The organism is Amycolatopsis sp. N2S4-7 (assembly GCF_058119595.1).
Map to the genome: position 1 here is coordinate 8,863,839 of NZ_CP172299.1, position 25,065 is coordinate 8,888,903.

Annotated in this window: 18 protein-coding genes and 3 rRNA genes; 9 read left to right on the forward strand and 12 right to left on the reverse strand. The window is 68.8% G+C overall.

Translation table 11 applies throughout. The annotated features are described in order from the left end of the window. Positions 1-46: 46 nt before the first annotated feature. Positions 47-973 (forward strand): alpha/beta hydrolase, encoded by a 927-nt coding sequence (locus tag ACH54P_RS41770; protein ID WP_489908826.1) that lies wholly within the window; start codon positions 47-49, stop codon positions 971-973. Here ACH54P_RS41770 and ACH54P_RS41775 read toward each other — a convergent pair. From ACH54P_RS41775 to ACH54P_RS41795, 5 genes are all read right to left on the reverse strand, one after another. Next, positions 924-2,687, reverse strand: a complete 1,764-nt coding sequence (locus ACH54P_RS41775) for a choline/carnitine O-acyltransferase (protein ID WP_489908827.1) — start codon at positions 2,685-2,687, stop codon at positions 924-926. The genes ACH54P_RS41770 and ACH54P_RS41775 overlap by 50 nt on opposite strands. After that, positions 2,684-3,508, reverse strand: a complete 825-nt coding sequence (locus ACH54P_RS41780) for a class I SAM-dependent methyltransferase (RefSeq protein ID WP_489908828.1) — start codon at positions 3,506-3,508, stop codon at positions 2,684-2,686. Before ACH54P_RS41780 ends, ACH54P_RS41775 begins: the two co-directional genes overlap by 4 nt. Before the next feature lie 67 nt (positions 3,509-3,575). Further along, positions 3,576-4,430 carry a HalD/BesD family halogenase gene (locus ACH54P_RS41785; RefSeq protein ID WP_489908829.1) on the reverse strand — a complete coding sequence of 285 codons (855 nt, stop codon included), beginning with the start codon at positions 4,428-4,430 and terminating at the stop codon, positions 3,576-3,578. 90 nt (positions 4,431-4,520) lie between these two features. After that, positions 4,521-5,051, reverse strand: coding sequence for a DUF4232 domain-containing protein (locus ACH54P_RS41790; RefSeq protein WP_489908830.1), 531 nt, complete (start codon positions 5,049-5,051; stop codon positions 4,521-4,523). Positions 5,052-5,100: 49 nt separating this feature from the next. Next, positions 5,101-7,698 carry a bifunctional FO biosynthesis protein CofGH gene (locus tag ACH54P_RS41795; RefSeq protein ID WP_489908831.1) on the reverse strand — a complete coding sequence of 866 codons (2,598 nt, stop codon included), beginning with the start codon at positions 7,696-7,698 and terminating at the stop codon, positions 5,101-5,103. 153 nt (positions 7,699-7,851) lie between these two features. On the opposite strand from ACH54P_RS41795, the gene ACH54P_RS41800 reads away from it, so the two are divergent. Next, positions 7,852-9,408, forward strand: a complete 1,557-nt coding sequence (locus ACH54P_RS41800; protein ID WP_489908832.1) for an IS1634 family transposase — start codon at positions 7,852-7,854, stop codon at positions 9,406-9,408. On the opposite strand, the gene ACH54P_RS41805 is transcribed toward ACH54P_RS41800, so the two are convergent. Further along, positions 9,393-10,151, reverse strand: a complete 759-nt coding sequence (locus ACH54P_RS41805; RefSeq protein WP_489908833.1) for an SDR family oxidoreductase — start codon at positions 10,149-10,151, stop codon at positions 9,393-9,395. The genes ACH54P_RS41800 and ACH54P_RS41805 overlap by 16 nt on opposite strands. Continuing rightward, the gene (locus ACH54P_RS41810) at positions 10,148-10,939 is read right to left on the reverse strand and encodes an alpha/beta fold hydrolase (RefSeq protein WP_489908834.1); all 792 of its coding nucleotides are present in this window, start codon (positions 10,937-10,939) and stop codon (positions 10,148-10,150) included. The genes ACH54P_RS41805 and ACH54P_RS41810 overlap by 4 nt, the downstream gene beginning before the upstream one ends. Positions 10,940-11,416: 477 nt before the next feature. On the opposite strand from ACH54P_RS41810, the gene ACH54P_RS41815 reads away from it, so the two are divergent. The 3 genes from ACH54P_RS41815 to rrf all read left to right on the forward strand — a co-directional run bounded on the left by ACH54P_RS41815 (position 11,417) and on the right by rrf (position 16,551). Beyond that, positions 11,417-12,937, forward strand: a 16S ribosomal RNA gene (locus tag ACH54P_RS41815). Between the two features lie 307 nt (positions 12,938-13,244). Beyond that, positions 13,245-16,368, forward strand: a 23S ribosomal RNA gene (locus ACH54P_RS41820). A 66-nt stretch (positions 16,369-16,434) separates the two neighbouring features. Then, positions 16,435-16,551, forward strand: a 5S ribosomal RNA gene (gene rrf / locus ACH54P_RS41825). The 16S, 23S and 5S rRNA genes sit together here, the layout of an rRNA operon. Positions 16,552-16,999: 448 nt before the next feature. On the opposite strand, the gene cobF is transcribed toward rrf, so the two are convergent. Continuing rightward, on the reverse strand, positions 17,000-17,764 hold the full coding sequence (gene cobF / locus ACH54P_RS41830; protein ID WP_489908835.1) for a precorrin-6A synthase (deacetylating): 765 nt from the start codon (positions 17,762-17,764) through the stop codon (positions 17,000-17,002). 76 nt (positions 17,765-17,840) lie between these two features. On the opposite strand from cobF, the gene ACH54P_RS41835 reads away from it, so the two are divergent. The 3 genes from ACH54P_RS41835 (at position 17,841) to ACH54P_RS41845 (ending at position 20,461) form a co-directional block, all read left to right on the forward strand. After that, complete coding sequence (locus tag ACH54P_RS41835) at positions 17,841-18,047, forward strand: heavy-metal-associated domain-containing protein (RefSeq protein ID WP_489908836.1); 207 nt, start codon at positions 17,841-17,843, stop codon at positions 18,045-18,047. A 40-nt stretch (positions 18,048-18,087) separates the two neighbouring features. Further along, positions 18,088-20,109, forward strand: a complete 2,022-nt coding sequence (locus ACH54P_RS41840) for a heavy metal translocating P-type ATPase (protein ID WP_489916940.1) — start codon at positions 18,088-18,090, stop codon at positions 20,107-20,109. Positions 20,110-20,179: 70 nt separating this feature from the next. Continuing rightward, positions 20,180-20,461, forward strand: a complete 282-nt coding sequence (locus ACH54P_RS41845) for a metal-sensitive transcriptional regulator (RefSeq protein ID WP_489908837.1) — start codon at positions 20,180-20,182, stop codon at positions 20,459-20,461. A 62-nt stretch (positions 20,462-20,523) separates the two neighbouring features. On the opposite strand, the gene ACH54P_RS41850 is transcribed toward ACH54P_RS41845, so the two are convergent. The 4 genes from ACH54P_RS41850 to ACH54P_RS41865 all read right to left on the reverse strand — a co-directional run bounded on the left by ACH54P_RS41850 (position 20,524) and on the right by ACH54P_RS41865 (position 24,242). Continuing rightward, positions 20,524-21,213 (reverse strand): CPBP family intramembrane glutamic endopeptidase, encoded by a 690-nt coding sequence (locus tag ACH54P_RS41850; RefSeq protein WP_489908838.1) that lies wholly within the window; start codon positions 21,211-21,213, stop codon positions 20,524-20,526. Further along, complete coding sequence (locus ACH54P_RS41855) at positions 21,213-22,487, reverse strand: ABC transporter substrate-binding protein (RefSeq protein WP_489908839.1); 1,275 nt, start codon at positions 22,485-22,487, stop codon at positions 21,213-21,215. The genes ACH54P_RS41850 and ACH54P_RS41855 overlap by 1 nt, the downstream gene beginning before the upstream one ends. Before the next feature lie 66 nt (positions 22,488-22,553). Continuing rightward, complete coding sequence (locus ACH54P_RS41860; RefSeq protein ID WP_489908840.1) at positions 22,554-23,402, reverse strand: M protein; 849 nt, start codon at positions 23,400-23,402, stop codon at positions 22,554-22,556. Positions 23,403-23,522: 120 nt separating this feature from the next. After that, positions 23,523-24,242, reverse strand: a complete 720-nt coding sequence (locus ACH54P_RS41865; RefSeq protein WP_489916942.1) for an MgtC/SapB family protein — start codon at positions 24,240-24,242, stop codon at positions 23,523-23,525. A gap of 112 nt (positions 24,243-24,354) precedes the next feature. On the opposite strand from ACH54P_RS41865, the gene ACH54P_RS41870 reads away from it, so the two are divergent. Beyond that, positions 24,355-25,017: a maleylpyruvate isomerase family mycothiol-dependent enzyme gene (locus ACH54P_RS41870; RefSeq protein ID WP_489908841.1), complete on the forward strand. Its 663-nt coding sequence runs from the start codon at positions 24,355-24,357 to the stop codon at positions 25,015-25,017. The last annotated feature ends 48 nt before the right edge of the window (positions 25,018-25,065 follow it).

Below are 25,065 nucleotides of genomic sequence, written 5' to 3' on the forward strand. Positions count from 1 at the left end.
GTGCATGCCACGGCATGCACTCGGTCCGCGAACCCCAGGAGGACGAATGAGCCGGGATCAGCGCCGCGCCGTGGACGAGGTGCTCCGTCGGGCGCCGCAGGCCTTCGAGCCGCTGCCCGTCGAGCGGATGCGGGCGGGCTTCGCCGAGCTGATGAGCACCTTCCCCGTGCCGGACGGGATCGGGCAGAGCCCGACCACGCTCGCCGGCTGGCCGGCGCTCCTCGTCGAGCCGGAGGCGGCGCCGCGGCCGGGGACGATCCTGTACTTCCACGGCGGCTCCTTCGCGCTCGGCTCGCCGCGGACCGCGCTGGCGCTCACCGCGAACCTCGTCCGGCGCACCGGCGTGCGGGCGATCTCAGTGGACTACCGGCTCGCGCCCGAGCACCCGTTCCCGGCCGCGATCGAGGACTGCCTGGCCGCCTACCGGAGCCTGCTCGAGGCCGGGGCCGACCCGGCCTCGGTCGTCTTCGCCGGGGATTCCGCCGGCGGTGGCCTGACCGTGACGACCTGCCTGGCCGCTCGCGACGCGGGCGTGCCGATGCCCGCCGGGATCGTGGCGTTCTCGCCCGGTCTGGACCACACCCGGTCCGGGGCCACCATGGTGACGAAGGAGGGCATCGACCCGTTCTTCACCCAGGAGGGCATGGCGTACACCGGCGCCTGGTACCTCGCGGGGCAGAACCCCGATCAGCCCCTGCTCGCGCCCGCGGTGCACGCGGACCTGACCGGGTTCCCGCCCATCCTGCTCCAGGTGGGCACGAACGAGCTGCTCCTGGACGACGCGGTCCGGCTCGCGACCCGCGCCCGGGACGCCGGCACCGATGTGATCCTCGACGTCACCGCCGACGTCCCGCACGTGTTCCAGGCCTTCACCGGCACTCTGGACGAAGCCGGTCAGGCCCTCGACCGGGCCGCCCTCTTCATCACCCAACGCCTGGCCGCTCCTGAGCCAGCAGCTCCTGCAGCTCCGTGACCGCCTTCGACAGTTCCTCGGCGAAGCGGTACATCTCGGCCGACACGTGCTTCGGCGTGCTCAGGTAGATGTTCCAGCGGTCCGGCAGCAGCACGTACGCGATGCCGATGCACTGCGGGCTCGTCGAACCGAAGCCGAAGTACTGGATGTTGACCGACGGCGCCGAGCTGGTGCTCAGGTAGTCGTCACGCATCTTCAGCCAGCCCGGCGAGGAGTACAGCGGCAGGTCCGTGGCTTCCCCACGCCGTTTCGCGATCAGCTGCAGCTCCCACAGGTGCTGCTCCGGCGCGTCCCCGGCCTGGCACTCCTTCGCCCGCGAGACGTGCTTCGCCGCCGCAGTGCGGAAGGCTTCGCGCTTCTCCTCCGGGGAAGCGCTCGATGAGGTCATCACGTCCGCGAAGCGCACGACCTCGGGCGTGACGACCCGCATGGCCTCGGTCCGGCCGTTCTGGAACTGCCGCGTCGCGATCGACTCGTACGTCGCACCGGTCAGGCCCTTCGCGCGGCGATGCGCGAGCTGGTACGACATCTGCGCGAAGGCGTCCGGGGACATCCCCAGCTCCTTCGCGCGGTTGGCGCCGAAGTCGAACGACACGGTCTGCGTCGCCGTCGCGTCCGCGTAGGCCTTGAAGGCTTCTCGGGCGGCGCGCGCGTCTTCGCGGAGGGTGTCGGTCAGCGTGAAGTCGACCCGCTCGAAGCCCGGAACCCCCTCGGCAGCGGCGCGCGGCAGCCGCTCGCCGCTGAGGATCGCGTCGGTGAAGCCGAGGATCGTGGTGCCGTCGAGCTCGCAGTGCTCGACGTTGATCCCCGCGGTGCCGTCCTCGAACACGATCAGCGAGACGGCCTTGTCGTACCAGCGGTTGTCGCCGTACAGCAGGCGGTCACCCGCCTCCAGGGCGTCCGCCGGTGTGAAGTCGTCCAGGCACAGGCAGAACAGCGCGGTCTCGACGGTCTCCAGCGCCTCCGCGTTGCCGGCTTCGAGGAGCGCGGCCCGCGAAGCCGCCCACTCCGCGCGCGCCTTCGTCGTGAAGGGACCGGCCGGGACGTCGGTGACGTGGTCGTCCTTCAGGATCGCGCGCAGCCCGTCGGCCAGCTGCGCCGGTGAGTACGGGCGCCCGTCCTCGGCGAGGACGTCCATCCGGAACGGCGTGCCCTTCGAGAACACGACGATGTGCCGCTCCGGCGACGGGAACCGCGTGCGCGCGGTGTCGAGCAGCTCGCCCGGGATCCGCGTGGCGGAGAAGAGGTACTGGTGCTGCACCATCGACTGCGGTGCGCCCCGGACGAGCACCGGCGGCACCAGCTCTTCCTCGAGCCGCAGCTTGTAGTCCACGGCGGACGCGGTCAGCTCGGCCGCGCGCTCGACCTGGCCCAGCGACGACTCCCGGAACAGGAAGAAGAAGTTGGCGTTGAGCGCGATCCGGTCGCGGCGGCCGAGGTAGCGGTACGGCCAGAAGGTGTCGAGCCAGCTGCGCACGCCGGGCGAGCGGTCGTACTCCTCGAGCGCGGCCTGCAGTCCGTGCGCGGGGCTCTCCGGCGCCAGGAACTCCGCGACCGCGGCTTCGGTCTCCTTCAGCTCGTCCGGCGTCAGCAGCGGGCCGCACCACTCGAGGAAGCGGCGGCCGCTGTCCTCCAGCGTGGGGACGGGGACGCGGGGAAGCCGGTCCTCGTTGCCGAAGGTGCGGGTGGACCAGTCCGGACTGCTCACGATCATCCTTCTCGCTCGGGATTCTCGAGCGCGGCGGCGAGCTCCGCGGCCGCGCCCTCGGGACGGGAAACATACAGCTGCGCGTAGAGCCAGCCCTCGGACTCCAGCCCGGTGGGGTCGACCCCGGCGGCGGCCAGGGTGTCCAGGATCTGCGTCTGCTCCTCTTCGGACGCGAACCGCCGCTGCCGGAACACGCCCGCGACGCCCGCGGTGTCGTACCCCAGCTCGGCCAGGCTTTCCGCGACCGGCTCGTAGGAGAACATCCGCAGCACGAAGTGCGCCATCCACGGCCGCGCGCCGCGCGCGATCCGGGCGAGCGTCTTCTCGGTGACGTAACCGACGCAGCCGGTCGAGATGACGAGGTCGACGTCGTCCAGGAGCTTCTGCTGGGTCTCGTCCGGGTCGTCGTGCTCGAGGTCGGCGTGGATCGCCTCGTCGAGGAACCCGGCGGAAAGCGCGTACTCGAGCGCCGGTGCCGAGTTGTCGAGGCCGTAGAACCGGGGGTTGCCGCCGCGGACGCGGCTGCGGTCCGCCTCGACCAGCGCCGCGTGGTCCAGCGCGCGCACGGCCGGGTCGGTGTAGCGGGCGTAGAGGTCGTCCATGGTGGCGTCGCACCGCTGCAGGGCCGCGTTGACGCCGTACGAGCAGCCGACGTCGAGCACGGTCGGGCGCTCGGCGGGGTGCTCGCCGGCCAGCTTCGCGAAGTACGGCTTCGCCAGCTGGGGAATGCCGTAGTCCACGCGGCGCAGCGTGCCGAAGAAGGGACGCGGATCGGGGGCGGTGTAGATGTGGTCGAACGAGATCTTGCCGGTCGAGTCGAAAGGCACGGGCCAGGCTCCTGATCTAGTCGCAGCTCCGCTGTCCGTTGAGGGCGGCGGTGGGGGCATGGATGGACTAGTCGAGCAGTTCGTCGCCCCGCACGGCGCGCCCCGCGAGGTGTTCCGGCAGGACCCGGCCGAACAGCTGCCTGGTCCGCTCCGCGCTGCCGATGACCCCCGGGCGCTCGCTGTAGGCGAAGATCGCGGAATGCCGCGCGGTCACGCCTTCCACCGTACTGACCCGGTGCAGGGCGTAGCGTCCTTTGAAGAGCTGAAGATCGCCCGGACGGAGGTCGAGCCGTTTCACGGGCCGGGTGTCGCCGGCCAGCACGGCCCGCACGTCGTCGAGGTTTTCGGCGTCGGCGGACCGAATGTTCGGGCAGTAGTCGAAGGTCCCGCCCGCTGCCGGCTCCTGGGTGAGCATGCTGACGGTGAACTCGTTGGTGTCGAAGTGCCACGGGTGCGCGCGGCCGGGCGCGATCACGTTGAGCGTGAGCCCCGACAGCGGGTCGGCGAGCTCGTGCAGCTCGGACAGGCCGAAGCAGTCGGCGACGAACCGCTGGAACACCGGGCTGGTGTAGAGCCTGCTGATGATCGTCGCCGCCGGGATGTGGTCGCGGGCGACGAACGCGTTGCCGCGTTCCATGATCGTCCGGCCGGGGTGGTCTTCGGGCAGCGGCGTGTCGAGCGCGATGTTGTACGCGTTGACCCGCTCGACCTTGGTGTGGGCGTGCGGCGCGAGTGCGGCGCACTCGGCCCGCAGGACCTCCCGCAGCTCCGGCCGGACGAAGTCGGCGAGCACGCTGCACCCGACGTCGGCGAGCTCCGCGCGGGTGCGGGCGACGACGTCCCGCCAGGCGGGGCTTCCGGGATCGGTGAGCGGGTAGCGGTCGGTGTCGACCATTTCCAGTGACGCTACGGGGGTGCTCATCGTCGAGGTCCCTTCCGGCGGTTGAAGGAACAGAGTTAGCACAGAATCCCGCTGGTCAACTGTCGGTTTGTGAGCGGTGACACAAAGTGGTCAGTTGCCGATTCCGGTGGCCCACGAGCTGACGGTGACGGAGTCCGTGGTCCCGAGATCGGTGTCCAGGGGCTGCTTTTGCTCAGGTTCGCCCGGCACCGGCACGACCGAGATTGCCGCGCCGGTGCGCGTGTCGCCGCTCGTGACGGTGGCCGACCACGCGAGCACGGCCACGACCTTCCCGCCGGGCGGGACGGTCAGGTCCTGCGGACCGAGGTCGCGCGCGAAGTAGGACGTGCCGTGCTCGACCTTCACCTCGAGCGGCGAACCGTCCCCGGCGAGGATCTTCAGGTCCGGGTAGCCGGTCACCTTCCGCGGTGCGGTGTCCCGGTTGGTCAGCGTCAGGACGCTCGCGCGGTGGCCGAGCCCGGCCTCGACCTGACCGACCGAAAGCGAAAGACCGGCCGTCGGCGGCGGCCCGTACGTCGGGCTCGGGGTGGTGGTCGGCGTCGGAGCGGGCGGGGGCGGCGGAGTGCCGCAACCCGCGAGAAGCGCGACGAAGAGAAGTGGTGCGAAGCGAGAAACCCCCATGGCGCGGAAGAGTAGCGGGCGCCCTGGAGCCCGGGCGCCCGCTACCGTCCTACGGGGTCAGCAGCGGCAGGAGCGGCTTGCGCACCGCCGTCGCGACGCCGTCCGAAGCCTCCGCCGCGGCGATCCGCTCGGGCGACGGCGTGCCGTAGCCCGTCGTGCGCTGCCGCAGCGGGCGGCCCAGCGGTTCGACCATCGCGCGCATGTCGCTGATCGTCTTGTACGACCCGTGCGACGCGCCGGCCATCCGGCTGATCGTCTCCTCCATCAGCGTGCCGCCGATGTCGTTGACGCCGCCCTGCAGCACCGCGCGGCTGCCCTCTTCACCGAGCTTCACCCAGGAGCTCTGGATGTTGTCGATCATGCCGTGCAGCAGCACCCGGGCCAGCGCGTGCACCGCGCGGTTCTCGCGCAGCGTCGTGCCCGGGCGGGCCAGGCCGGCCAGGTAGATCGGCGCGCTCTGGTGGATGAACGGCAGGAGCACGAACTCGGTGAACCCGCGCCGCCCGTGCTTCTCGAGGCCCTCGCGCTGCAGCCGCGCGAGCAGCTTCAGGTGCGCGACCCAGTGCGCGGGGGTGTCGACGTGGCCGTACATCATCGTGGACGTCGTCGGCAGCCCGACCTCGTGCGCGGTGGTGACGACCTTGATCCACTCCGACGTCGGCAGCTTGCCCTTGGTGAGGACCCAGCGGACGTCGTCGTCGAGGATCTCCGCCGCGGTGCCCGGCAGGGAGTCCACCCCGGCCTCTTTCGCCTTGATCAGCCAGTCCCTCAGGGACAGGTTGGTCCGCGAAGCGCCGTTCACGACCTCCATCGGGCTGTAGGAGTGCAGGTGGATCTCCGGCTGACGGCGCTTGACCTCGGCCGCGAGGTCGAAGTACGCGGTGCCCGGCAGGTCCGGGTGGATGCCGCCCTGCATGCAGATCTCGGTCGCGCCCGCGGCCCACGCCTCGTCGACGCGGTCGCCGACCTGCTCCAGCGAGAGCGTGTACGCGTCGGCGTCGGTGCGACGTTGCGCGAAGGCGCAGAAGCGGCAACCCGTGTAGCAGACGTTCGTGAAGTTGATGTTCCGCGTGACGACGAACGTGACGTCGTCCCCGACCGTCTCGCGACGCAGGTCGTCGGCGATCCGGGTGAACGCGTCCAGCTCCTTGCCGTCGGCGTGCAGCAGCGCCAGCGCGGCGTCGTCGGAGAGGCCCGCCGGGTCCTTTTCCGCGCTGCGCAGGGCTTCCAGGATGTCCGTGTCGAACTTCTGCGGCCCGGTCTTGATCCGGTCGCCGATCTCCTTCCAGTCCCCGTAGACGGAGTCGAAGTCGCTGCGGCGGTCTTCGGTGCGGCCGCTGCTGTCGATCTCGGTGTGCAGGTCGGTGCGGCCGGACTGCTGCCAGCCGCCGTCCGGCTCCTGCCACGGGATGCCGACCGGCATCGCGCCTTCGCGGGCCATCCCGGTCTTGGCGTCGACGAGGGCCGCCACGTGCCGCGTGATCCGCGGGTCCAGCCACGGCTCGCCGGCCTTGACGTACTCCGGGTAGATGGTGAGCCGTTCCTTGAGCTCGAAACCGGTCTTCTCGGTGCGGCGGGCGAGCTCGTCGATCTGCGGCCACGCGCGTTCCGGGTTGACGTGGTCCGGGGTCAGCGGCGAGACGCCGCCCCAGTCGTCGATCCCGGCGCGGATCATCAGGTCGTACTGGCTGCCGATGAGGTTCGGCGGCGCCTGGATGCGCATCTTCGGGCCGAGCACGAGCCGCGCCACGGCGATGTTCGCGGCCAGCTCCTCGAGGTCGGCGTCCGGCGTCGCGCGCATCTTCGTGTCCGGCTTGGCCCGGAAGTTCTGCACGATGACTTCCTGGATGCCGCCGTAGGTCTTGGCGACCTTGCGGATCTCGAACAGCGCGTCCGCGCGCTCCTCGAACGTCTCGCCGATGCCGATGAGGACGCCGGTGGTGAACGGAACCGAGCTGCGTCCGGCGTCTTCGAGCACCCGCAGCCGCACCGCGGGTTCCTTGTCCGGCGAGCCGTAGTGCGGGCCGCCCTTCTCGCTCCACAGCCGGGTCGCGGTGGTCTCCAGCATCATGCCCATCGACGGCGCGACCGGCTTGAGCCGCTGGAAGTCCTGCCAGGTCAGCACGCCCGGGTTGAGGTGCGGCAGCAGGCCGGTCTCCTCGAGCACCCGGATCGCCATCGCCCGGACGTAGGACAGCGTGTCGTCGTAGCCGTGCGCGTCCAGCCACTCTCGGGCGGCCTTCCAGCGGTCCTCGGGCCGGTCGCCGAGGGTGAAGAGGGCTTCCTTGCAGCCCATTTCGGCACCCTTGCGGGCGATGTCGAGGACCTCGTCGGGCGAGAGGAACGGCGATTCGAGCCGCCCCGGCACGGTGACGAAGGTGCAGTAGCCGCAGCGGTCGCGGCACAGCCGGGTCAGGGGAATGAACACCTTGCGGCTGTAGGTGATGATGCCGGCCCGCCCGGCCTCGGCCAGGCCCGCGTCCCGGATGCGCGAGGCGTACTCGGACAGCTGGGCGAGGTTGTCCCCGCGGGCGTGCAGCAGGACGCTCGCTTCGGCTACGTCGAGTGTCTTCCCGTCACGCGCCCGGGCGAGCGCGCGGCGCATCGCGGAGGCGGTCGGGGCGGTGGCGTCGGGTTCGGGTCCCATTCCACCCACGCTAGGACCGGCGTCGCCCGACCAGCCAGTGTGTGTTGCGCACCCGGCTCACCCTCCCGGCCTCCGGGAGGGTCGTCGCAGGTCAGCCTGGTGGCGAGGTTGTCGATCAGCTCCCCGGCGTGTATTACCTAAAGGGTGGCATCGGTGGTCGGGAAGAAGATCGGCGGACGGACGTACTACTACCTCGCGGAGTCCGCCCGGGTCGACGGCAAGCCGCGGGTGGTGACGCAGCGTTATCTCGGGACGGCCGAGGAGATCGCCCGCGCCGTCCCGGGCGGGGAACCGGCGTCGACGTCGTACCGGACCTACGGAGACGTCGCGGCGGTGTGGGCGACGCTGGAGCGGCTCGGCTTCGTCCGGCGCGTCGACGAGGTCGCGGGTCCTCAGCGCGCGAAGCCTTCGCTGGGCCTGACGCTCGCCATCGCGGTGCTGCACCGGGCGACCGCGCCCGGCACGCCCCTCCCCGAATGGTGGGCCACCTGTGCCGTCGCGGACTTCCTGCGGCCCCGGCTGTCCACAGTGGACGGCGTCTGGCGGGCGCTGGAACGGCTGACGCCGGAGCGCATCGCGCGCATCGAGGAGACCGTCGCCGCCGCGGTCCTGGACACCCTGGACGACCACGCGGCGCTCGCCGTCGACGTCCCGCAGTTCGCCGCGTTCGCACCGGCGGACTGCACGCTGCCTTCGGCCTGCCAGGGCGTCCTCGCCGGGGTCGGCCTGCGCGTCACCCGCGACGGCGCGATCCCCCTCGCGTCGCGGCTGTACCGGCGCGACGACGGCACCGCCCCGACGTTCGCTTCGCTGACCGCGGAGCTCGGGCCGGCGACGCTCGTCTTCCACTCCGGCCAGGCGGCGCAGCTCGACCTCGGCTCGCGAAGCGGCTTCGTCGGGTCACTGCCGCTGACCGACCACCCCGAGCTGCTGACGCAGCCGGCGTCCGCGCGCAAGCGCGTCGACCCCGAGCGGTTCGCCGGGCTCACCGCGCTGGACACGCACGCGGTCGTCGACGGCGTCCGGCGGCGGGTGATCCTGACCCACTCGGCGACCCTGCACGCGGCGCAGTCCCGCGCGTTCGCCGACGAGCTGGCCACCGCGACCCGCGAGCTCGACGGCCTGGCCGAGGCGCTCGCCGCCGGGACCCACCGCGGCGACCGCGCCCAGGTCCACGCCGAGATCGGCCGGGTGACGCGGGGCCGGCGCATCGAGCGCGTGCTCACCGCCGTGCTGAGCGGCACCCGGCCCGGCGAGATCCGGGTCGAACGGCGGATCGACACCGCCGGGCTGGCCCGGCTCGACGACGAGTTCTTCGGCAAGCAGGTGCTGGTCACCGACCGGGACTGGCCGGTCGCCGAGGTCGTCACGGCCTACCGGGCCCGCACCCACCTCGAATCGACGTTCCGCTGGCTCACCGGGCCCGCCGTCACCGGGCCGACCCCGCGCTGGGAGTGGACGCGGCAGCGGATCGCCGCGCACGGGCTCGTCTCGGTGCTCGCCGCGACCGTCACGCACCTGATGCGGCGCGAGGCCGACCGGGCCGGGATGAACCTGTCCGTGCGGGAACTGCTCGACCAGCTCGCGGGCATCGGCGAGCTGGTGCTGCGGTACCCGTCGACCGGCGGGCGGCCGCGGACGAAGCGCCTGCTGACCGAGCTGGACCCGGGTCAGCAGGCGTTGGCCGACCTCTTTCAGCTCTCGCGGTAGATCTGCAGGGCCGAGAAGCTCTGGACCACCGGCATCAGCTCGATGACGTTGATGTTCACGTGCGCCGGCTGGCTCGCCGCCCAGTAGACCGACTCGGCGACGTCGTCCGCGGTCAGCGGCGTCGTGCCCTGGTAGACCTTGTCGGCCTTCTCCTGGTCGCCGTCGAACCGGACCTTCGAGAAGTCCGTGCCGCCGACCATGCCGGGCTCGACGTTCGTCACGCGGACGCCGGTGCCGTGCAGGTCGCTGCGCAGGTTGAGGCTGAACTGGTGGACGAACGCCTTGGTCGCGCCGTAGACGTTGCCGCCGGGGTAGGGGTAGGTGCCGGCGATCGAGCCGATGTTGAGGACGTGGCCGCGGCCGCGCTCGACCATGCCGGGCAGCAGGGCGCGCGTGACGTGCACGAGGCCGCGGACGTTGGTCGCGATCATCGCGTCCCAGTCGTCGAGCTCGGCCTTGTGGGCGGGCTCGAGGCCCTTCGCCAGGCCGGCGTTGTTGACCAGGACGTCCACCTGCCGCCACTCGGCGGGCAGGTCGTCGATGGTGGCCTTGACCGCTTCGGGGTCGCTGACGTCGAGGGTCACCGGGAGAACGGCGTCGCCGAGCTCGCCGGCGAGCTTCTCGAGCTTGTCCGCACTGCGGGCGACGGCGATCACCCGGGCGCCCTCGGCGACGAACCGGCGCGCGATGGCGTCGCCGAAGCCGGCGCTCGCGCCGGTCACGAACACGGTCTGCTGGGTCATGGCGTGGCTCCGCTGCTGGTCAGGAAGGTGCTGAGTGCCTCGTCGAACTCGGTCTCGCACTCCAGGTTAGGCAGGTGGCCCGCGCCGTCGATCACCACCAGGGTGGAAGCCGGGATCCGCCGGTGGATGAGCTCGGCGTCGGCGACCGGGGTGAACTCGTCGTCGCTGCCGACGACGACCAGCGTGGGGATTTCGATGTGCTTCAGGGTGGGCGTGTAGTCGGGACGCTCGGCGCGTCCCCTGAGCGCGGCCGCGGCTCCTTCCTTCGGCGCGTCGCGCATCATCTTCCTGACGTGCGCCTCGACGTCGGGCCGGGTCTCGCGGGTGCGCTTCGAGATCATCTTCGGGAGGAGCTCGTCGGCGTACCGGTGCATGCCCTCCTCCGTGATGCGGTCCGCGGTGTCGTAGCGGGCCTGCTTCGCCTCGGGGGTGTCGAGGCCGGCGAAGGTGTCGGCCAGGAGGAGGGCCCGGACCCGGGCGGGGTGGTCCGCGACGAGCTGCATGACGATCTGGCCGCCCATGGAGAGGCCGCCGAGCACGAAGCGGCCGATCTCCAGGTGGTCGGCGAGCTCGACGAGGTCTCCGGCGAAGACGTCGAGGCCGGTCTCGGTGTCCTGGCTCTTCGACTCCCCGTACCCGCGGAGGTCGGGCGTCACGACGCGGTAGCCGCTCCTGGCCAGGCGCTCGGCTTGGGGTCGCCACATCGAGCGGTCGAAGGGGTGGCCGTGGACGAGCAGGATGGTCGTGCTCGCGGTCTTCGGGCCCAGGTCGTCGTAGGCGAGTCTCATGCGGCCGACGCTAATCGGAGCTCTGATGCGGAGCAATACGGTGCAATGTACTCGGAGCAATGTTCTTCGATGGTGCTCATCGGTAGTGCTGGCGGGTCGGTTCGGTGGCGCTCGCGGGCGGTTCGGGGCAGACTGGGGCGCGGACGGGCTTCGTCATGGGGTCTGACCTGCGCTGATCTTGTTAAGTGACCCCCCTGTTCGGCGGCCTTTCGGGGCATGTAAAGTTCTCCAAGTCGCCAGGGAAACCGGGTGGCCGCCGGGACACGAACCAAGCTCTCGCTGAAGGCGATTGAGTGGGTGTCCCACCAAAACTGCTAGGAATGACTCGCTTCGAGCGGGCCGCTTGATCGCGGCGGGTTCGGGGTGTGTTGCTTGAGAACTCAACAGTGTGCTAGTGAACTAAGCCAGTAGAGCTTATTTTTGAACCTCGTGTGAGGTTCCTTTGAGAGCATTAATTTGCCTCGATTAAACTGTTCATTGTTGGAGAGTTTGATCCTGGCTCAGGACGAACGCTGGCGGCGTGCTTAACACATGCAAGTCGAACGCTGAACCGGTTTCGGCCGGGGATGAGTGGCGAACGGGTGAGTAACACGTGGGTAATCTGCCCTGCACTCTGGGATAAGCCTTGGAAACGGGGTCTAATACCGGATATCACAACTTCTCGCATGGGGGGTTGTTGAAAGTTCTGGCGGTGCAGGATGAACCCGCGGCCTATCAGCTTGTTGGTGGGGTAGTGGCCTACCAAGGCGACGACGGGTAGCCGGCCTGAGAGGGTGACCGGCCACACTGGGACTGAGACACGGCCCAGACTCCTACGGGAGGCAGCAGTGGGGAATATTGCACAATGGGCGAAAGCCTGATGCAGCGACGCCGCGTGAGGGATGACGGCCTTCGGGTTGTAAACCTCTTTCGCCAGGGACGAAGCGCAAGTGACGGTACCTGGATAAGAAGCACCGGCTAACTACGTGCCAGCAGCCGCGGTAATACGTAGGGTGCGAGCGTTGTCCGGATTTATTGGGCGTAAAGAGCTCGTAGGCGGTTTGTCGCGTCGGCCGTGAAATCTCCACGCTTAACGTGGAGCGTGCGGTCGATACGGGCAGACTTGAGTTCGGTAGGGGAGACTGGAATTCCTGGTGTAGCGGTGAAATGCGCAGATATCAGGAGGAACACCGGTGGCGAAGGCGGGTCTCTGGGCCGATACTGACGCTGAGGAGCGAAAGCGTGGGGAGCGAACAGGATTAGATACCCTGGTAGTCCACGCTGTAAACGTTGGGCGCTAGGTGTGGGCGACATCCACGTTGTCCGTGCCGTAGCTAACGCATTAAGCGCCCCGCCTGGGGAGTACGGCCGCAAGGCTAAAACTCAAAGGAATTGACGGGGGCCCGCACAAGCGGCGGAGCATGTGGATTAATTCGATGCAACGCGAAGAACCTTACCTGGGCTTGACATGCGCCAGACATCCCCAGAGATGGGGCTTCCCTTGTGGTTGGTGTACAGGTGGTGCATGGCTGTCGTCAGCTCGTGTCGTGAGATGTTGGGTTAAGTCCCGCAACGAGCGCAACCCTTATCCTACGTTGCCAGCGCGTTATGGCGGGGACTCGTGGGAGACTGCCGGGGTCAACTCGGAGGAAGGTGGGGATGACGTCAAGTCATCATGCCCCTTATGTCCAGGGCTTCACACATGCTACAATGGCTGGTACAGAGGGCTGCGATACCGCGAGGTGGAGCGAATCCCTTAAAGCCGGTCTCAGTTCGGATCGCAGTCTGCAACTCGACTGCGTGAAGTCGGAGTCGCTAGTAATCGCAGATCAGCAACGCTGCGGTGAATACGTTCCCGGGCCTTGTACACACCGCCCGTCACGTCATGAAAGTCGGTAACACCCGAAGCCCATGGCCCAACCCCGTAAGGGGAGGGAGTGGTCGAAGGTGGGACTGGCGATTGGGACGAAGTCGTAACAAGGTAGCCGTACCGGAAGGTGCGGCTGGATCACCTCCTTTCTAAGGAGCACAACACATCCCGGCTTCGGTCGGGAGTGGCTGGAGTTTAAAACTCGAATGTGGTTTTGCTCTGGTTGCTCAAGGAATCGTGGAACTACTGGTTATGGTCGCTTCTGGTTGGCAATGTCTTGGCTAGTACTGCGGTTTACCGCGTGGAACGTTGAGCCGGCGCCTTGGGGAGTGGTTGTTCATGAAGCACACTGTTGGGCCCTGAGGCAACACGCCTCGGGGCTGGACACAGTCCTGGAACGTTGTTTGTTTCTGGTGTGGTGTTTGAGAACTGTAGAGTGGATGCGAGCATCTTTGTGGTCAAGTTGTTAAGGGCACATGGTGGATGTCTTGGCTTCAGGAGCCGATGAAGGACGTAGGAGGCTGCGATAAGCCTCGGGGAGCTGTCAACCGAGCTGTGATCCGAGGATTTCCGAATGGGGAAACCCAGCACCAGTGATGTGGTGTTACCCGCACCTGAATATATAGGGTGTGTGGAGGGAACGCGGGGAAGTGAAACATCTCAGTACCCGTAGGAAGAGAAAACAAAAGTGATTCCGTGAGTAGTGGCGAGCGAAAGCGGAAGAGGCTAAACCATGCACATGTCAAGCTGTCAGGCGTTGTGTGTGTGGTGTTGTGGGACCCAGCGTCGAGGATCTGACAGTCCTCGGAATGATTACTCGTGTTAGTGGAACGCCTTGGGATGGGCGGCCGGAGTGGGTGAGAGCCCCGTACGCGAAAACACGGTGTGGATTGTTTGTTTGGTGTTCCCGAGTAGCAGCGAGCTCGTGGAATTTGCTGTGAATCTGCCGGGACCACCCGGTAAGCCTAAATACTTCCTGAAGACCGATAGCGGACGAGTACCGTGAGGGAAAGATGAAAAGTACCCCGGGAGGGGAGTGAAAGAGTACCTGAAACCGTGTGCCTACAAGCCGTCAGAGCCTGCTTTGTTGGGTGATGGCGTGCCTTTTGAAGAATGAGCCTGCGAGTTAGTGCTGCGTGGCGAGGTTAACCCGTGTGGGGTAGCCGTAGCGAAAGCGAGTCTGAATAGGGCGAATGAGTCGCGTGGTCTAGACCCGAAGCGGAGTGATCTACCCATGGCCAGGGTGAAGCGACGGTAAGACGTCGTGGAGGCCCGAACCCACTTAGGTTGAAAACTGAGGGGATGAGCTGTGGGTAGGGGTGAAAGGCCAATCAAACTCCGTGATAGCTGGTTCTCCCCGAAATGCATTTAGGTGCAGCGTCACGTGTTTCTTGTTGGGGGTAGAGCTACTGGATGGTCTAGGGGCCTTACCGGGTTACCGAAATCAACCAAACTCCGAATACCAATAAGTGAGAGCGTGGCAGTGAGACGGCGGGGGATAAGCTTCGTCGTCGAGAGGGAAACAGCCCAGAACACCAGCTAAGGCCCCTAAGTGTGTGCTCAGTGGGAAAGGATGTGGGATTGCCCAGACAACCAGGAGGTTGGCTTAGAAGCAGCCACCCTTGAAAGAGTGCGTAATAGCTCACTGGTCAAGTGGTCCTGCGCCGACAATGTAGCGGGGCTTAAGCACACCGCCGAAGCTGTGTCATTGACACATGAGATCCGCTTCGCTCCTTGAGAGTGTTGTGTAGTCGTGTTGATGGGTAGGGGAGCGTCCTGCATCCAGGGAAGCCACGGTGGAAACCAGTGGTGGAGGGTGTGGGAGTGAGAATGCAGGCATGAGTAGCGAATGCAGAGTGAGAAACTCTGCCGCCGGATGACCAAGGGTTCCTGGGCCAGGCTAATCCGCCCAGGGTAAGTCGGGACCTAAGGCGAGGCCGACAGGCGTAGTCGATGGACAACGGGTTGATATTCCCGTACCCGAGCATGTGCGCCCATGACGAGGCGTTTGATACTAACCACCCAAAGCCGCGTCCCAATGTCTTCGGACGGAGGGGTGTGTGTGGAGCGTGGGACCTGATTTCGTAGTAGTCAAGCGATGGGGTGACGCAGGAAGGTAGCTCCGCCAGGCGATGGTTGTCCTGGTGTAAGCGTGTAGGAGAAAGCATAGGCAAATCCGTGCTTTATATACTCTGAGACGTGATGCGTAGCCGTTTGAGGCGAAGTAGAGTGATCCTATGCTGCCGAGAAAAGCCTCTAGTGAGTGCATGCACGGCCCGTACCCCAAACCAACACAGGTGGTCAGGTAGAGAATACCAAGGCGATCGGGTGAACTGTGGTTAAGGAACTCGGCAAAATGCCCCCGTAACTTCGGGAGAAGGGGGGCCAAACACCTTGAAGCCTTTTTCGGGCTAGGGGTGGGTGGCCGCAGAGACCAGCGGAAAGCGACTGTTTACTAAAAACACAGGTCCATGCGAAGTCGCAAGACGATGTATATGGACTGACGCCTGCCCGGTGCTGGAACGTTAAGAGGACCGGTTAGCCTTTCGGGGCGAAGCTGAGAATTTAAGCGCCAGTAAACGGCGGTGGTAACTATAACCATCCTAAGGTAGCGAAATTCCTTGTCGGGTAAGTTCCGACCTGCACGAATGGCGTAACGACTTTCCGGCTGTCTCAACCACAGGCCCGGCGAAATTGCACTACGAGTAAAGATGCTCGTTACGCGCGGCAGGACGGAAAGACCCCGGGACCTTTACTATAGTTTGGTATTGGTTTTCGGTTCGGCTTGTGTAGGATAGGTGGGAGACTGTGAAGTGGTCACGCTAGTGGCTGTGGAGTCGTTGTTGAAATACCACTCTGGTCGAATTGGGAATCTGAACCTCGGGCCATGATCTGGTTCAGGGACAGTGCCTGATGGGTAGTTTAACTGGGGCGGTTGCCTCCTAAAGAGTAACGGAGGCGCCCAAAGGTTCCCTCAGCCTGGTTGGCAATCAGGTGTTGAGTGCAAGTGCACAAGGGAGCTTGACTGTGAGACAGACATGTCGAGCAGGGACGAAAGTCGGGACTAGTGATCCGGCACCACCTGGTGGAAGGGGTGTCGCTCAACGGATAAAAGGTACCCCGGGGATAACAGGCTGATCTTGCCCAAGAGTCCATATCGACGGCATGGTTTGGCACCTCGATGTCGGCTCGTCGCATCCTGGGGCCGGAGTAGGTCCCAAGGGTTGGGCTGTTCGCCCATTAAAGCGGCACGCGAGCTGGGTTTAGAACGTCGTGAGACAGTTCGGTCCCTATCCGCCGCGCGCGTAGGATACTTGAGGAAGGCTGTCCCTAGTACGAGAGGACCGGGACGGACGAACCTCTGGTGTGCCAGTTGTCCCGCCAGGGGCATGGCTGGTTGGCCACGTTCGGAAGGGATAACCGCTGAAGGCATCTAAGCGGGAAGCCTGTTCCAAGATGAGGTATCCCACCCTTTGTGGGTTAAGGCCCCCAACAGACCATTGGGTTGATAGGCCAGAAATGGAAGCACAGTAATGTGTTGTCGAGTTGACTGGTACTAATAGGCCGAGGACTTGCCCACGAAGATGTTACGCATCCACTCTACAGCTCTGAAACACCACACGTTGTGTGTGTTGTTTCGTAGTGTTTCGGTGGTTATAGCGTCAGGGAAACGCCCGGTCCCATTCCGAACCCGGAAGCTAAGCCTGACAGCGCCGATGGTACTGCAACCGAAGGGTTGTGGGAGAGTAGGACACCGCCGAACTTACTTCGGAAGAGGGGCCTGGGCCCGGTCGAGACGCAAGTCTCCCGGCCCAGGCCCCCTTTTCTATGCCCAAACACCGACGGATCACACCGACCGTCCCTCCCGACACGCGCCTTGGCCGCCTGGGTACGCGAGTCGTCTATCCAGGTACGCGAGCCCGCCGCCCAGGCACGCGAGCCGGCCGCCCAGGTACGCGAGCCGGCCGCTGGGGTACGCGATTCGGCCGTCCGGGTACGCGAGTTCCGGCCCCAATCACACGAGATCCGGGTCCACTCACGTGAGTCCCGCCCCGGATCACGCGACTTACGGCCCGGACCACGGCACGGCGGGACTGGCCGGCCGAGTGATGCCCCGCCAAGCGCGGGTGATGCCTCCCAGGCACAGCCGATACCCGCCCGATCACGCGTGCTGCCTCGCCACGCCCGGACCAGCCGGCCGGCCGCAAGGGTTAGTGGTTGGGGCGGCGGAGGAGGTAGGTGTCCATGACCCAGCCGTGGCGAGCCCTCGCCTCGGCTCGCCTCTCGCGGATCTCGGCCGCCAAAGCGGGGGTCAGCGGGCCGGAGATCAGGATCTCCTCCGGCGTGCCCACGTAAGCTCCCCAGAAAATCTCGAGACCCTCCGCCGTGAACTGGTCGAACGTCGTGTGGGCGTCCAGGAGGACGAACACGTCGTCGACCCCCTCGGGCCAGCCGGTCGCCAGGCGGCGGCCCGTCGTCAGCTGGACCGCCCGGCCGATCTGGTTCATCGTCGTGCGGTGGCGGGCCACCAGGGCCGAGATGCTGCTGATCCCCGGGATCACCTCGTACTCGAACTCGACGTTCCCCCGCGCCAGGACCGCCTCGATCAACGCGATCGTGCTGTCGTACAGCGACGGGTCACCCCACACCAGGAACGCCCCCGACGACGACGGCCCCAGCTCCGACAGGATCAGCTTCTCGTACACCTCGGCCCGCGCCGCGTGCCAGTCGGCGACCGCCGCGCGGTAGTCGTCCGGGGTGCGGTCGCGCGGGGGGTCCTGCGCCAGCACCACCCGGTACCCCGGGCGCGTGACGAAGCGGTCGAGGATCTCCTGCCGCAACCGCACCAGGTCCGCCTTCTCCGAGCCCTTGTCCAGCACGAAGAAGACGTCGACGCGGTTGAGCCGGTCGATGGCCTGCACCGTCAGGTGTTCCGGGTCACCGGCGCCGATCCCGATCGCGTAGAGCTTCCGCATGCCGCGAGTCTGCCCGCCCGGATGCCGAACCCCTACCCCCGATGGGTATAAAGGAAGGCAACGAAAGGAGCGGGAAATGGCCGAAGCGACCTACACCGTCGAGGGCATGACCTGCGGGCACTGCGCCACGTCGGTCCGCGAAGAGGTCTCCGAGCTCGACGGCGTCCGCCAGGTGGACGTCGACGTCGAGAGCGGGCGCGTCACCGTCACCAGCGATGCCCCGCTGCCGGCCGACGCCGTGGCCGCCGCCGTCACCGAGGCCGGTTACCGCCTGGTCGCGTGAGCCGGCCGAAGTGACCACCGCGGAACTCGCCATCGGCGGGATGACGTGCGCCTCCTGCGCGGCCCGCGTCGAGCGCAAGCTCAACAAGCTCGGCGGCGTGACGGCGACGGTCAACTACGCCACCGAGAGAGCGCAGGTCAGCTACCCCAGCGCGCTGTCGGTCGACGACCTCAAGGCCGTCGTCGAAGCCGCCGGGTACTCCGCGCGGCTCCCCGAACCCGAGCAGCCCGACGACGCGCCGACGCTGCGCAAGCGCTTGCTGCTCTCGGCGGGGCTCACCCTCCCACTGATCGTCGGGGCGATGGTCCCGGCCTGGCAGTCCGCCTACTGGCCGTGGGTCTCGCTCGTCCTCGCCGCCCCGGTCGTCAGCTGGGGCGCGTGGCCGTTCCACCGCGCCGCCGCCGTCAACCTGCGCCACGCCACCGCCACGATGGACACGCTGATCTCGCTCGGCGTCGTCGCGTCCGTCGCCTGGTCGCTGTACGCCCTGTTCTTCGGGACGGCGACCGACAGCCTGTACTTCGAGGTCGCCGCGGCGATCACCACCTTCATCCTCGCCGGCCGCGCCTTCGAAGCCGGCGCCAAGCGCCGCGCCGGCGCGGCCCTGCGCGCGCTCATGGACCTCGGCGCGAAGGACGTCACAGTGCTTCGCGACGGCGAGGAGCACCTCATCCCGGTCGAGAGCCTCCACCCCGGCGACGTCTTCGTGGTCCGTCCCGGCGAGAAGATCGCCACCGATGGCGTCGTCACCGAAGGCGGCTCCGCCGTCGACAGCAGCATGCTCACCGGCGAGTCCGTGCCGGTCGAGGTCGGGCCGGGCGACGCCGTCGCCGGCGCGACCGTCAACGCCGGCGGACGGCTGCTCGTGCGCGCCACCCGCGTCGGCGCGGACACCCGCTTGGCGCAGATGGCGCGACTTGTGGAGGCCGCCCAGACCGGCAAGGCGGAGGTCCAGCGCCTGGCCGACCGGGTCTCGGCGGTGTTCGTCCCGGCCGTCGTCTTCGCGGCGCTGGCCACGCTGGTCGGCTGGCTCGCGACGGGCGGCACCGCGGACGCCGCGTTCACGGCCGCCGTCGCCGTGCTGATCATCGCCTGCCCGTGCGCGCTCGGCCTCGCGACGCCGACGGCCCTGCTGGTCGGCACCGGCCGCGGCGCTCAGCTGGGCATCCTCGTCAAGGGCCCCGAGGTGCTCGAGTCCACCCGCCGCGTCGACACCGTGGTCCTCGACAAGACCGGCACGGTCACCACCGGCCGGATGACGCTGGTCGAGGGCGACGGCGAGGTCCTGCGGCTCGCGGGCGCCGTCGAGGCCGCCTCCGAGCACCCGATCGGCCGCGCCGTCGCGGCCGCCGCCCGGGAGCGGTTCGGCGCGCTCCCCGCCGTCACGGACTTCCGCAGCACCGCCGGCATCGGTGTGGAAGGCGTGGTCGAGGGACACGCCGTGCGCGTCGGGCGGGCGGAGTCCCGCGGCGGGGAAACCGCGGTCAGCGTCAGCTGGGACGGCGAGGTCCGCGGACGGCTGGCCGTCGCCGACACGATCAAGCCGACGTCCGCCCGCGCGGTCGCCGAGCTGCGCGAACTCGGCCTGACGCCGGTGCTGCTGACCGGCGACAACGCCGGCGCGGCCCGGGCGATCGCCGCCCAAGCCGGGATCGACGAGGTCGTCGCCGAGGTGCTGCCCGAGGGGAAGGTCGACGTCGTCAAGCGGCTGCAGGCCGAGGGCCGGGTGGTCGCGATGGTCGGCGACGGCGTCAACGACGCGGCCGCGCTCGCCCAGGCCGACCTGGGCCTGGCGATGGGCACCGGCACCGACGCGGCGATCGAAGCCGGCGACCTGACGCTGGTGCGCGGCGACCTGCGGGCGGCGGCCGACGCGATCCGGCTGGCCCGGCGCACCCTCGCCACGATCAAGGGGAACCTGTTCTGGGCGTTCGCGTACAACGTGGCGGCGCTGCCGCTCGCGGCGCTCGGCCTGCTGAACCCGATGATCGCGGGTGCGGCGATGGCGTGCTCGTCGGCGTTCGTGGTGAGCAACAGCCTGCGGCTGCGCCGGTTCCGCTGAGGCCCCGGGCCGATACACCCGGTGGGTATACTCGGCCGCGAGGGTTGGCGACGACGGGGACAGGTGGGCGATGACGGGTTACGGCACCGAGCGGGAGGCCTATCTCAAGCGCCTGCGCCGGATCGAGGGGCAGATCCGCGGGTTGCAGCGGATGGTCGAGCAGGACAAGTACTGCATCGACATCCTGACCCAGGTCTCCGCGGCGACGAAGGCGCTGCAGTCGTTCTCGCTGGAGCTGCTCGACGAGCACCTGGCGACCTGCGTGGTCCAGGCGGCCGCCGCGGGTAGCGAGGAGGCTGATCTGAAGGTTCGCGAGGCGTCCGACGCGATCGCGCGGTTGGTGCGCTCGTAGCTCGGCGGACCGGCTCCGCGGAGACCCTCACCGCGGCGGGGGCGCCAGCGTGCGCTCGCGGCTCAGCGGACCAGCACCGCCAGGGTCAGGCCGCCCGCGTTCGTCGTGAAGTGGACGAGCACCGAGGCCAGCACGCCCCGGCCCAGGTGGCGCCACCAGTGCAGGAAGATCCCCGCGACGGCCGCCGCCGTCATGGCCAGTACCTGCAGCACCACCACCGGGGTCGAGCCGAACACCGCGTGCACCGCGGCGTTGCGGCCGATCGCCAGTGCCGGGAGCGCGTGCCACAACCCGAACAGCGCGGCCGAGCAGAGGATCGGCGGCCAGCGCCACCGGTCGTCCGACGCCCCGAACAGGCCCGGCAGCACGCCGCGGAACGCCACCTCCTCGATGAGGACCGTCCCGAACAGGATCCGGCCGCACGTCAGCCACAGCAGCTGGCCGAGGTCCGGGTCGCCGACGCGGCCGTCCTGGTACACCGTGCGCAGCGCCGGCACCGCCAGCGCGATCCCGAACACCACCGCCACCAGGGCCGCGCCACCCAGGCCGACCAGCGCGGGGCGGCGGACCGCCCGAAGCCCCAGGTCGGTCCACGAACACCCCGCCGCGCGGCCCAGGGCGACCAGGACGAGCGCCGCCACCAGGCCGCACACCGGGTACGCCCACCCGGGCAGCACGCGGTTGGCCAGCGTGGTCGACGCGGCCAGCGTCACGACCGCCGCGCCCAGGGCGAGCACCCGTCGCAGGGACATCAAGGGATGATGTCCCGCGAGTCGAGCGCGTCGGTCAGCCGTTCGCGCAGCTCCGCCGCGGTGGCCTCCGGGTCGATGGCCGACGGCGGTGACAGCACCTTCGAAATCACCGTCGACAGGTTCTGGTACGCCGGGGTCAGCGGCCGCACCGCCGCGTCGGCGAGCGCGGCGAGGATGTCCGGCTTCATCGGGAACTTCGCCGCCATGGTCGAGCCCGGGTCGGCCGGGGCGAGCGGCGCCGGGTCGTCGTAGACCGAGCGCGTCGTCGGCGCCAGGCCGTCCTCGATCGCCTGGTACTTCTGGCTCGCCGGGCTGCGCAGGCACAGAGCCGCCTCGAACGCCTCGGCCTTGTGCGGCGAGTACGTGCTCACCGCCAGGTTGAAGCCGCCGATCGTGACCCGGCTCGGCCGGCCGGGCACCACCGACGGGTACCGCGTCCAGCGCACGTGCGCCAGGTCCTGCGGCTTTTCCTTCGCGTAGGACGCGTAGACGTACGGCCAGTTCAGCTCCAGCGCCCCCTGACCGCGTTGGAACGCCTGCCGGACCTCGTCCTCCTTCGAGTTGCCCAGCGACGGGTCGGTGATCCCGGCCGTCGTGAGCGTCTTCAGCAGCTCCAGGGCGCGGACGGCGCCCTCGTCCATCAGCGCGGACTTGCCGTCGTCGGACAGGATGTGCCCGCCCGCCGACGCGACCAGCGTGTTGTAGAACACCACCAGCCCCTCGTACTGGGCGCCGGTGAACAGGATCGACGACGGCTTCCCGGCCGCTTTCAGGGCCCTGGCCTGCGCCATCATCTCGTCGAACGTCTTCGGCGGCGACGGCGTGAGCCGGTCGTCGTACCAGAGCAGCTGGACGTTCGTGTGCTTCGTCGCCGCGTACAGCTTCCCGTTCCAGCGCGCGGTCGACAGCGGCCCGGGCAGCACGTCCCGCGTCGCCTCGGCCTCGGCGGCGCCGGTCCACGGCACCACCCAGCCGGCTTCGGCGAACTCCGGCACCCATGTGACGTCGAGGCCGAGGACGTCCAGCGAGGGGTCTTCCGCGGCCAGCCGGCGCACCATCTGCTCGCGCTGGCCGTCCGCGCCGCGCGGGAGCTTGTGGTAGACGATCCGGTACCGCCCGCCGGCCGCCGCGGTGCAGGCGTCGACGACGTGCTGGAGGTTGTTCTCCGGCGAGACGTACAGGTTGATCGTCAGCCCGGAGCCGCCGCCGCACGCGCTGAGCGTGCCCGCCACCAGCGCCGCGGCCAGCGCGGACCGCCCCAGCGTCGTACGCATGGCTCCCCCTCACCTCGGCCGGGCGATCTTCCGATCATGGGTGTTCCCCGGCCGGGGGACAAGGGGTCACCCCACGGCGTCCGACAGATCGTCCGCGGGCGAGCGCCGCTGGACGGGCACTCTCTTCGACATCGGCAGGGTGGCTTCGGGGTCGATCGGCGCCGGCCGGTCGTCGAGGGCGACGGCCGCTTCGGCCAGCAAAGCCCGGCAGCCGGTGAGACTGGCGTGCAGCTTGTCCCGGACCTCGGTGAGGGCCGCGACCTCGCGTTCCGCGCTGCTGACCATCGCCTCGCCGCGCTGGGTGGCTTCGGCGACCAGCTGATCCGCCTTGGCCCGGGCGGCCGCTTCCTGCTCGGCCAGTTCGCGCATCGAGTCGGCCCGGCGCAGTTTCATCGCCCGGGTGTGATCCTCTTCCAGCCGGGCCCGGCGGTGGGCCGCGGCCTCGTCGAGCTCACGCCGGCGCTGCTCGGCCGCCCGCACGAGCTCCTCGTGCTCGGCCCGCTGACGTTCGCGATCGGCTTCCGCCGCGGCGACCAGCTCGCGTTCCTTCTCGGTGAGCCGGACGGCCTCCTCCTCGGCCTCGCGCCGGATCCGCTCCGCGGTTTCCGTTGCGTGGGCGGTGATTTCGGCCGCCTCCTCGCGGGTGAGCTCGATCATCCGGCGCGAGCGCTCCTGCAGCGCGTCCGGCGCGATCGGGGTCCGGCTGATGCGGTCGATCTTCACGAGGAGTTCACGGTTCTGCTCGGCGAGCGCGGCCCCGCGCTGCCGCGCCGAGTCGCGTTCGGCGGTCAGCCTGCGGATCTCGGCCTCGGCCCACGCGACGTATTCGGCGACCTGCGCGCGGTGGAAACCGCGCCACGCCAGGTCGAATCCGGGCTGCGTCCGCGCCACGTCCTCGCCACCGCCGGGGGCCATGCCTCACCTCCGAATTGGATGCTTTTTCCCCGGCCGCACGTTTTCCTTGCGTTACCGGGGAATTCCGGGTGCACCCCAGTGTGCCGCAAACCCACCGCCGCGCGCTGCCCGGGCGGGCGATCATTCGTCGAGCGGTTCCCCGCGGCCGGTGGACGTGCTCCGCACGCCCGGCAGTTCGGCGAGTTCCCCGGCGAGGTCGTAGAGATCACCGCGGCCGTCGAGGCGCAGCGCCACGACCGCGATCCGGTGCCCCTCCTCGGAAAGGGACTCGTGGTCGACGTCGACGTGGTGCACGCTCCAGCCCCGTCCGGTGCAGACGGCGAGCGCCGCGCGCAGCACGCCGTGGCCGTCGAGGTAACTCAGCCGGATCACCGGCGGCTCGCGGCGGTGCCGCGCGACGAACCGCTGCAGCGGGGGAAAACCGCGGGTGACCACGAGGTGCGCGATCGTCGTGCCGGCGGCGAGCACCGGCAGCCCGGCGCCGCACGCCGTGCCGACCGCGGCGGTGAGCCAGATCGTCGCCGCCGTGGTCAGGCCGCGCACCGCGTCGCGGCGGACGAAGATGAGGCCGGCGCCGATGAAGCCGATGCCGGAGACGATCTGGGCGGCGATCCGCGACGGGTCGAGCGAGACGTGGTCGAGGCCGAGCAGGTCCGCGAAGCCGTACTTCGACACGAGCATGAACACGGCCGAGCCGACGCCGACCAGGCCGTGCGTCCGCAGCCCGGCGGCCTTCATGGCGGCCTCGCGCTCGAGCCCGATGGCGACGCTCAGCACGAGCGCGAGCAGGACCGGCGGTAGCAGGTCCCACTGCGCCGGCGTGGACCACAGCGTGGGCAAGGTCACGACCTCCCGGGGTCTTCCGGCGACGGCACGCGGGGAGAACCGCGGGGCCCGTCACCTGGGCATACTGGGCCGGAGGCACCGATGGTGCCAGGTGAGGTGGGGGCGTGTGACAGGGAGTCTCCGGGACGTCGACGGCTACCCGGCCGTGCGCCACGGCATCCGCGCGCTGCTGCGCGAGCGGCCCGGCGCCGGGAGCCTCGCGGTGCCGGCGTGTCCGGAGTGGACCGTCGCCGACCTGCTGGGTCACCTCGTCGAGATCGGCGAACGGGTGCTCCAGCGCTTCGGCGGGCGGCCACCGTCCCCGGTGGGCTCCTCGGCGGTGCCGGACCTGCTCGACCGCTGGGACGCCGTCGGCGAGCGGCTCGACCCGCTGCTGGCCGAGGCCGGTGGACGCGGTGGCGAGATCATGCTGATGGACGCCTTCACCCACGAGCTGGACCTGCGGGCCGCGCTCGGGGCGCCGCCGCCCGAGGGACACCCGGCATGGGCGCCGAGCTTCGAAGTGCTGGTCCGCGGCTTCTCGAGGTCGCTCGCCGGGCACGGGCTGCCGGCGGTGCGGCTGCGCGAGACGGCAGGCGCGGAGTGCACGGCGGGCGAGGGCCCGGCGGCGGTGACGGTGACCGCCCCGGCTCACGACCTTTACCGCGCGCTCGCCGGGCGGCGGTCGGTCGCGCAGCTCACCGCCCTGGACTGGACTGTCGCGCCGGAGCCGTGGCTGCCCGCGTTCAGCTGGGGGCCCTTCTCGCCGCCGGTCCGGCCGGGGATCTGACCGGCAGGGGCCGGAACGGCTCGTTCAGCTCGCCGGGCGAGCGGAACG

Excerpts from the sequence above, each read along its gene's own strand:
- ACH54P_RS41770 (WP_489908826.1), top strand. The coding sequence starts at position 47 with ATGAGCCGGGATCAGCGCCGCGCCGTGGACGAGGTGCTCCGTCGGGCG.
- ACH54P_RS41775 (WP_489908827.1), bottom strand. The coding sequence starts at position 2,687 with ATGATCGTGAGCAGTCCGGACTGGTCCACCCGCACCTTCGGCAACGAG.
- ACH54P_RS41785 (WP_489908829.1), bottom strand. The coding sequence starts at position 4,430 with ATGAGCACCCCCGTAGCGTCACTGGAAATGGTCGACACCGACCGCTAC.
- ACH54P_RS41790 (WP_489908830.1), bottom strand. The coding sequence starts at position 5,051 with ATGGGGGTTTCTCGCTTCGCACCACTTCTCTTCGTCGCGCTTCTCGCG.
- ACH54P_RS41795 (WP_489908831.1), bottom strand. The coding sequence starts at position 7,698 with ATGGGACCCGAACCCGACGCCACCGCCCCGACCGCCTCCGCGATGCGC.
- ACH54P_RS41805 (WP_489908833.1), bottom strand. The coding sequence starts at position 10,151 with ATGACCCAGCAGACCGTGTTCGTGACCGGCGCGAGCGCCGGCTTCGGC.
- ACH54P_RS41810 (WP_489908834.1), bottom strand. The coding sequence starts at position 10,939 with ATGAGACTCGCCTACGACGACCTGGGCCCGAAGACCGCGAGCACGACC.
- cobF (WP_489908835.1), bottom strand. The coding sequence starts at position 17,764 with ATGCGGAAGCTCTACGCGATCGGGATCGGCGCCGGTGACCCGGAACAC.
- ACH54P_RS41835 (WP_489908836.1), top strand. The coding sequence starts at position 17,841 with ATGGCCGAAGCGACCTACACCGTCGAGGGCATGACCTGCGGGCACTGC.
- ACH54P_RS41840 (WP_489916940.1), top strand. The coding sequence starts at position 18,088 with ATGACGTGCGCCTCCTGCGCGGCCCGCGTCGAGCGCAAGCTCAACAAG.
- ACH54P_RS41845 (WP_489908837.1), top strand. The coding sequence starts at position 20,180 with ATGACGGGTTACGGCACCGAGCGGGAGGCCTATCTCAAGCGCCTGCGC.
- ACH54P_RS41850 (WP_489908838.1), bottom strand. The coding sequence starts at position 21,213 with ATGTCCCTGCGACGGGTGCTCGCCCTGGGCGCGGCGGTCGTGACGCTG.
- ACH54P_RS41855 (WP_489908839.1), bottom strand. The coding sequence starts at position 22,487 with ATGCGTACGACGCTGGGGCGGTCCGCGCTGGCCGCGGCGCTGGTGGCG.
- ACH54P_RS41860 (WP_489908840.1), bottom strand. The coding sequence starts at position 23,402 with ATGGCCCCCGGCGGTGGCGAGGACGTGGCGCGGACGCAGCCCGGATTC.